This is a genomic window from Fluoribacter gormanii (genome assembly GCF_900156395.1).
In the GTDB taxonomy this organism is placed as follows: domain Bacteria; phylum Pseudomonadota; class Gammaproteobacteria; order Legionellales; family Legionellaceae; genus Legionella; species Legionella gormanii.
This window is the reverse complement of record NZ_FTNL01000003.1, coordinates 191,153-199,701: the sequence shown is the minus strand read 5'-3', so window position 1 is coordinate 199,701 and position 8,549 is coordinate 191,153. Positions and strand designations below refer to the sequence as shown.

Sequence of the window (8,549 nt, the reverse complement as noted above, 5' to 3'; positions counted from 1 at the left end):
TGATCCGTAGCAAGCCAAATCTTTTTAAGCGGCTCCAATAATATACTAGGGTCATAAATTTTCTTTTTGCCTGGTTTTTTAGGTTTTTTATCAGCGATGGGTAACTGCCTTAATAACCTAGCTGCAGCTTTACGATGATAACCATGGGTTTCGCAAAACTCATCCAACATACGTTTTTTTACAGCACGATTACCACAGCGATAACGCCAACGTTGTGTTTTTAAATATAAATCCATCCTCAATTCTCCCATGCCATTCTCCCTCCTTCGGCAACAGTGATATTGAGGCAACGATGCAATTTATATGCTTATCTGGCTTCGGCTTCGGCAACAGGTAATTTGAGGCAATGCGTTTATCAATTTTTATAAATGAACTTAATATTAATTTAATATATTAATAGTATAATAATCCCAACGACCTATCTTCTCGTTATGGACAGTTAGAGAACTAGTGCATCACTTAGTTTTAATCATTAAACGGGTTTGTCGCTGTGGCAAAGAATACGAAAAAGCAAATAACTTTTTCTGGAGACTTTAATTCGGCGAAGCAAATCATGTAACCAACTTTTCAACGAATTTCTCACTTGCTTCCTCTTAACTACATCTGAGCAATTGGAGTTAACATGGGCGTCATATTATTTAAAGTTAAAGGTGCTAAAAATACTTCTGAAATAAAAGGAAGAAATTTAAAGATGAAACCTGATGGATGGGGTAGAGGTTGGGTTGATTGTCTTATAGAAGAAGAAACGGAAATAACAGAGGAGCTTCTGGGAGAAGCGTTTGATTTAGTCGATGCTTTGAGCATCAAAAGACCGGATATCATTATAACAAGCTCGGAAATGGCTGATAATTTAAGTAAGTTTCCCCCTAAATTCTCATCGATTATGTTTTTGCATTCTGTGTTTAACTATCCCTATTTAACATCGATAGCTGAGCAATCTAAAAAGGATTGTATCAACTATTTACAACAACTCCCTAAGTTTATTACTCAGGTTCATTTTGATGTCAAACATAAATGGAACAATCCAGAAGAAGTAATACAGGCTATTCCAGAACAGGTTACACATTTTACGATTAATGCTGATATCATTGAAAATTGCACTCACGAAGAACTGATTCGATTTTTTAGCAATTTTCCAAATCATTTAAAAGAAATTTCTCTTTTAGGAGGGGACTCACAAAAAAATCTCGTTATTGATAATAAGGTATTACACGATTTGATTATCAGATTACCTGTTTCTGTAAAAACGCTTACTGTCCCTAACCATATGGACGTTTTCAGTAATATATCAAAAAGAACAATAAATCTGGATGATTACAGAAAAAAAGAGTACTTCCCAGCTAGTTATGATGATCTTTGCTGCTCAAATGATTTATTTGAGAATGCACAGAATCTTTTAAATGATTACACTAAAAATACCAGTTGCAGCCCGAGGGCTTCACTTATTTTTACTTTTCACTGGAGGCGTCATCATGTGGATAAGGTAAATCAAATTGTGCAAAATAGCACCAGCATTGGTGATTTATTGGATAAGCTTCAAGAGATTGAAATGCAAAAGGATTTCAATCACACAGGATCCTTGGCACGCAGAATTCACTATATAAAGCATATGCAATATCAGCAGTCTCAGGAGTCGAATCATGATGTGGAGGTGCTACCAAAAACTCTTTTAACTATGTGATATCCAAGAGGAAGATCTGCATCAGAACATGAAAGATGAACGCTCAGTCGGTGTTTTCTATCAACTATTATAAAAAGAAAGATCTCAAGACCGGGCCGCAGATCCGACAGAAATTGTCGAAAAAAAATTTATATTGAAAAAATTTGGAGCCTTACCTATCCGAAATGAAGCCATAGAACCGATCATGTTCTGTATATTAAAGTAATAATACAAATCTTTAACAACGTTGAAAAAGAAATTCTAAGAGACTTGATATAATGATTGATATCTGAGAACTTATTCTCAAGGATTATTAGGAAAACAGGGAATCTACTGTGCAAATTAAACAAAAAACAATAAAAATATTTTTCAACACAATCACCTCTCTTTTTATTTTCTTATCATCTACTTCATCCAATGCGAATCAATCGTTGCCTAAGGAAGTACTCAATGTCATGCACCAGCCACGTTATCAAAATGCACAATGGTGGATTGAAGTGAACGATTTAAATACCCAGGAAACCATTTATCAATTAAATGCTAACCATTTATTAATGCCAGCCTCTGTAACCAAATTATTTTCTTCAGCAGCCGCTCTGAATGTTTTAGGTTATGATTACCGCTTTAAAACACCGGTTTATTTTATTGGGCAACAAGTGAATAACACGTTAAACGGCAATTTAATTCTCGTCGGCAAAGGAGATTTAGAATTAGGCGGCCGTGTTCATGACGATAAGCTTTCGTATGGGTACATCGACCATATTTATGCCAATGATTTACCGGGCGCAGCCATTACTCCCGAAAACCCACTTAATGGATTGATTAGTCTTGCCAAGCAAATTAAAGCCAAAGGGATTAAACAAATTAATGGTGATGTATTGGTGGATAACCGCTTATTCAAAACAGCATATGTACGCAATTATACAATTTCCCCAATTATGATTAATGAGAATCTATTTGATTTTCAAATTAAACCTACCACTGTGGGGCAGAAAGCCTCAATAAAATGGCGTCCCCAAGCCCCTGGATATTATATTGATAATCAGGTTGTAACTGTAGGTGATGGTGAAAAAACTGATATTGAAACCTCAACAAGTAACGATGACACCCGATTGACAATAAAAGGGCAAATTGCCGCTAATGCAGGAGAGGTGTTGAGAGTAGCTCCTATTTCTAAACCCGCGCCTTTTGCCAGACAGGCGTTTATCGCAGCATTAAAACAACAAGGTATTGTCGTACAGTTCGATAATAAAAATAGCCAGTTACCAGATGCTGACATCTATAATCGACTTTCGCCTATTGCACAATATATTTCTCCACCCTTTTCTGAATACGTTAAAATCATTTTAAAATTAAGTCATAACATAGGAGCCGATTTATTACCGCTTTTATTGGCCCAACACAATAATGAAACATCATTTGCTCAAGGTCTGCCTCATATTGCGAAATTTTTAATTGATACAGTAGGATTAACTAAAAATGAGTTTGTATTCGGTGACGGCGCTGGAGGAGATACCAACAGACTTCTTCCCAAGGCTGCTATTGGGTTATTAACTTATATGCATAAGCTACCTGAAAGCCAATTTAAACTTTTCTATGATGCACTACCCATACTTGGTGTGGATGGAAGCCTAGCTAAAGCAGCTCAGAATATTCCTGCAGTAGGAAAAATTCATGGGAAAACAGGCACATCGATATCATATGATTTTGCTAACCAACGTTTTTATTCTTTTTCAGAAGCATTATCGGGATATATTGAAGCCAAAAACGGCCATTTGCTTGTGTTTATTATTGCAGTATCTAACACGCCTATGGAAACGATTGATGATGCTTTTCAAATCCAGAAAGATGTTAGCAAGGTCGCCGCTGGAATTTATAATAATTCTTAGTTATTACTTATTGTACTCTGTTGAACATTGCGTGTAATAGTTCGTATCTGCGTCATACTCTGAACCAGAAACCACGTCATCATGAGGAGTTATCAATGAAGGGTCTCCGAATTTTTATTCAAGCTATATATTGGAGATCCCTCACTGGTTTCGGGATGACGTATTATTCAGAATGCTTTGAAACTAATTACTTGATACTACAAACTGCTTCTAGAAATCATCCAGGCAACTACTAATTTCTAGCCATTTTCATCAGCCTGATTTTATGAAGAGTGAATAATGGTGCGTTTTTGTAACAATTGATTCAGTTTATTTTGTTGCGTATTGTCTTCATAAAGGCTGGCATCACCTAGTTGGTTATCTAGCCTGGAAATTTCACTTTGATATTGCTCAATCAATTGCTCCAATTTTTTCAGACGGTTTTGTAATGTTTTCCTTTTTTAGAATCAATTGCAGTTGAGGTAACCATATTGTTCTTACAATGGTTTTTTAGTTCATATTAATGTATCCTTCGCAGCCTTTTTATCTTTGGTTAGGGAAATTCAATGCGGTTAACTATTAATGAAGTAGGTAATGATGTTCAAGATGCAAAAACTTTAATGGAATTAGTAGACAATTTAGCAGAGGGCGAAAAGGAAGAACTTGTTTCTCAACTACTCAGCCATTCTGATTTTATCGATATAATTTCAGAAGGTGAATTGTTAAGAGATTTGTTGAGTTCATCTATTTCTAACAGTGCTGCAGCCAGAATAATAGAGCATGTTCTTGCTGATCAAGAGTTATTTCAAAGTCTTATTCCTACTAGCTATGATTTGCGGGAAACACTTTTGTGCCTCGATGACGATGCAGCGCATGTATTATTTCAATACGTTTTAGATCATCAGAATGAATTTGATAGTTTTTTTAAAAATAGAGTTAATGTTCAAAATTTTCTAGAATTCCTTGATGAAGATTTTACGACGGATTCCGAATATAAAAAAAGCTTTATTGAAAAAGTGATTAGTCTTAGTCGGCAGAGATTTAGTGAACTTGTTGGAACAAAGAAAGAATTAATTCAATTTGCAAGACAGAATTTTTGGGTTTGTAATAGGTTGATTGAAAAAGGTATTGAACATTGTGATTCTATTTCAGAACTACTTGAACTTGCAAAAACAATTAAAGAAGATAAATTCTTACAAGAGGCTCGAAAAAATGAATTGCTGCCTCTTGTCCTAGAAAAATTATGGGAACGTCTTTTAAAAAAAGATGAAATGATAAGTTTCATAAAATTTTATGGGGAATGTAGCGCAATCTTTTCTCAAGAAGAATTGTATAAACTGGCGAAGGACTTTGTTGCATCCGATAGCGATTTTTTGAAACTACGAATTAACAACTTATCTGAGCTCATTGAAATTTTGCAAATTTTATCTGAAGAGTGTGCTGCGCAATTATTTTCTCGAGTTCTTAAAGACCATGAACTCTTTAAGCAGATTATTATTGATAATAAGAAACTGAGCGATCTATTGTTTATTGTGAGTATGCATAATGGAAGAAATCGAGGCAATGAACTTGAATGGGCAAAAGATTATTGGCGTTCAAGTGATTCACTCTGTACTTATGATGGATATTGTTTTGAATTAAAACCCGGGATATATAGGGGTTCTGAAGAATATCCATTAATTAAGGATAGTGTACAGAAATTAATTCGCCATACTATAACCGTAGAATTCCATGGTTTTATGTGGGACATCACTCATAAAAATCAAGCTCAATTAAGCACCAGGGTAGAACAAGCTAATATTAACAGCTTTATGTGTGAAAGATTATTTAAGAGCGATAAGATACGGGCCCAATTACCCCAGGTTTTTGCGTTAATTCCTGTTCCAGTTGCTTTAAATCTTGTCTATCAAATTTCCCAAAACCAGAACCTGGTATCCTTTTTAGGTGATACCCCGTCTTTATCATTTCCATACAATCTCATTTATTTCTTGAAGAGAGCGATAGATAAACGTGACATTGTTGCTTTAGATAAAATTCAAAATGAGCTTCTTGAACAGCTTAAAAATCGTTCTCTTAAGCCTTTATTCATCGATTTCATATTTCAAGTAGCTGTAAGCGAAAACCAAAAAATCTCTGAAAACTCAGCATTTAAAGAGCGCTTGGAACGTTTAATACATGCTGTTCAACAAAATAGGGTTCCTTCGCTCAAGCATTTAGTTACTCGTTTCTTTCAAAAGGCAACTGAAATTCATATTGAAGGTGAGAGCAGAAGTGACATTGTCAAACAGATGGAAATTATCAAAAAATTAACATCGAATACAGTTAAAAATTCTATATTCACGTCATTCCTGACTACTGATCCCAATAATAACAATAGCAATCTAAATATAAGTCAAAGTGAGCTCAATAAAAGAGCTGTAAATCGGTTACTAGAGCAGGCTAAAACGAATCCTGAAGCAATCGCAACTATTTTTAGAAATACAAAATTTGCTGTTCAATTTGACGCTCAGGAATTAACTCAACTTGCATTATCCAATGAGAAAATCGCGAAAACTATTTTAAATCAATTGGAATTGATTAAGAGATTAGGGCTGAACGATATTATGGCACTTATAAATACGTATCCTGGTATTCTTGAGAAAGAGCCTAGTATTGCCGTTATAATTGTACAACATCCTGCAATTAATCTTCAGCATCTGGAAAAGCTTATGATTGCCCATCCGAATATAGTTGTTGCCCTGGTGCGGGCTGTGGCAGGCAATCCCAATAAATTTTTAGAATTTGTAAAAGCAAATGGTTTTGGCACCACTTTGGTTGCCCTTGCCAAATATAATGATAAAGCAGCGAGTGTTATTTTGGGTTGTGAGTTTAATAAGTGGCTTACGGCTGATAACTTAACTGAGATTTACACTAGTCGTCCTAATGTGATTAGTGACATATTAGATAATGAGCTTTTAATGAATAAGCTATATGAAAGTGAAGCCACTGAGTTACTGGCCGTATGTCTGTCGATGCAAACAGCCTCATGTAAGCCATAAGTCGTGTTCAAGCATTAGCTGGCCTATTTTCGTGCAATTAAGGAATCCGGGTAATTTTGTACTATTGCATTTCGGATTCCTTTCGGTGTATTCAAGCTACACTAAATCTTCCAAACTGCTACTTACTTCTAGCCATTCTTCTTCAGCTTGATTTAAAGACGAATAAGATTGTTCACGTTTTTTTATTAGTTGTTCCAGTTTATTTTGCTGCTCCATATCTTCGTATAGAGCAGCATCTCCAAGAAGGGTATCTAATTTAGTAAGTTCCTCATGATACTGTTCAATCAATTGCTCCAATTTTTTCAGACGATTTTGAAGGGTTTTCTTCTCTTTATAATCATTTGTAGACGCAGTAACAGTATTTTCCTTAATTGAATCTTTAGTTTGCAGCCAAGAATAATAATCGTCTAAGTCACCTTCAAAAGCTTGAACCTTTTGTTGATAAACAAGATAGAAATTATCAACACTGGTTTTGAGCATGTGACGATCATGGGAAATCAATATTAATGCCCCTTCATAACTTTGCAATGCGAGTTCAATAGCAGAGCGCATCCCAAGATCCAAATGGTTTGTCGGCTCATCAAGCAGAAGTAGATTGGGTTTGAGCCAAACAAGCTTGGCTAAAGCCAAACGTGCTTTTTCACCACCTGAAAAATGATTGATAGGTTGAACCGCCATATCACCAATAAAATTGAAACCACCCAAAAAATCCCGAATACTCTGCTCACGTGCTTCTGGTGAAAGAGCTTGGATTGTTTCAACTGGACTTAAATTACAATCAAGTTGTTCCAATTGGTGTTGTGCATAATAGCCAATCTTTAAATGAGCTGAACGATGAATTGTGCCATTTAAAGAAGTTAAAGAACCGGTTAATGTCTTGATTAATGTTGATTTTCCTTCACCATTCGGACCTAGCAAAGCGATTCTATCACCTGGATTGAGTGAAAGATTGATTCTCTTTAATATGGCCTTGTCCGATTGATATCCTGCGTCAACCATATTGCATTGTATTAATGGGTTTCCTGCGCGGGGACATGGAAAGAACTCAAAAGAGAATGGTGAATCGACTTGAGCTGCTGCGATAATTTCCATTCTTTCTATGGCTTTAAGACGTCCTTGCGCTTGTTTTGCCTTAGTTGCTTTTGCTCTAAAGCGATTTACAAATGACATCATATGATTAATTTTAGTTTGCTGCTTTTCATACATGGCTTGTTGTAATGCCAGTTGCTGTGCATGTGTTTTTTCAAAACAACTGTAATTGCCGCTGTAAAGCGAAAGATTTTGTTTTTCAATATGTAAAATATGAGTAACAAAGGCATCAAGAAATTCCCGGTCATGCGAAATAAGAATAATGGTACTGGGGCATTGCTTTAAAAATCGCTCCAACCAAAAAATTGCTTCCATGTCCAAATGGTTTGTAGGCTCATCCAGTAATAGCAAATCAGCCGGCTTCATTAAGCAACGTGCAAGGCTTAAACGCATGCGCCAGCCCCCAGAAAAGCTATTTACTGCTGCCTGTTGCTGTGCACCACTAAAACCAAGCCCAGACATAATCGTTGCTGCTTGGGCGGGTTTACTGTAGCCTCCGCTATGGCTTAGCTCTTCATGACAAGCTAATACTTCAGCATCGTTACCTGTTGCTTCTGCCTTTTGTAAACGTTGGAGCAATTTCATATAACCATCATCGCCACCTAAGACAAAATCTAATGCTTTTTCATCGCTGTCGGGTAATTGCTGAGATAAATGGCTGATGCTAAGTTGAGGATTAATTAAAAACTCGCCAGTATCGGGAATTAATTTTCCTAATAAAAAGTCAAATAATGTAGATTTTCCACATCCATTATGACCAATAAGACCTATTTTTTGTTTTTCATATAAAGTGACATTGACTTTGTCCAATAAAACTTTATTGCCGCGACTTAGAGTAATTTGACGAAGAGTAAGCATGATAAATCTTTAGCCATAAATAGAGTTGGCAGTAGC

5 protein-coding genes and 1 pseudogene are annotated in these 8,549 nt (G+C 35.8%); 3 read left to right on the top strand and 3 right to left on the bottom strand.

The genetic code is table 11. The features are described from left to right. Window positions 1–251 (bottom strand): annotated as a pseudogene (locus BW930_RS03625) (integrase); the annotation flags it as partial. Between the two features lie 371 nt (window positions 252–622). Between BW930_RS03625 and BW930_RS03620 the strand changes: the two are divergent. After that, the gene (locus BW930_RS03620; RefSeq protein ID WP_058469189.1) at window positions 623–1,681 is read left to right on the top strand and encodes a DUF5617 domain-containing protein; all 1,059 of its coding nucleotides are present in this window, start codon (window positions 623–625) and stop codon (window positions 1,679–1,681) included. Between the two features lie 314 nt (window positions 1,682–1,995). Beyond that, the gene (gene dacB, locus BW930_RS03615) at window positions 1,996–3,549 is read left to right on the top strand and encodes a D-alanyl-D-alanine carboxypeptidase/D-alanyl-D-alanine endopeptidase (protein WP_058469188.1); all 1,554 of its coding nucleotides are present in this window, start codon (window positions 1,996–1,998) and stop codon (window positions 3,547–3,549) included. 263 nt (window positions 3,550–3,812) lie between these two features. Here the strand turns inward: dacB and BW930_RS17425 are convergent, their stop codons facing one another. Then, entirely contained in the window at window positions 3,813–3,947 is a 135-nt protein-coding gene (locus BW930_RS17425; RefSeq protein ID WP_274519391.1) for a hypothetical protein, read from the bottom strand. A gap of 147 nt (window positions 3,948–4,094) precedes the next feature. Between BW930_RS17425 and BW930_RS03610 the strand changes: the two genes are divergently transcribed. After that, window positions 4,095–6,566 (top strand): hypothetical protein, encoded by a 2,472-nt coding sequence (locus BW930_RS03610; RefSeq protein ID WP_058469187.1) that lies wholly within the window; start codon window positions 4,095–4,097, stop codon window positions 6,564–6,566. 96 nt (window positions 6,567–6,662) lie between these two features. Here the strand turns inward: BW930_RS03610 and BW930_RS03605 are convergent, their stop codons facing one another. After that, window positions 6,663–8,513, bottom strand: coding sequence for an ABC-F family ATP-binding cassette domain-containing protein (locus BW930_RS03605; RefSeq protein ID WP_058469186.1), 1,851 nt, complete (start codon window positions 8,511–8,513; stop codon window positions 6,663–6,665). Between the last annotated feature and the right edge of the window lie 36 nt (window positions 8,514–8,549).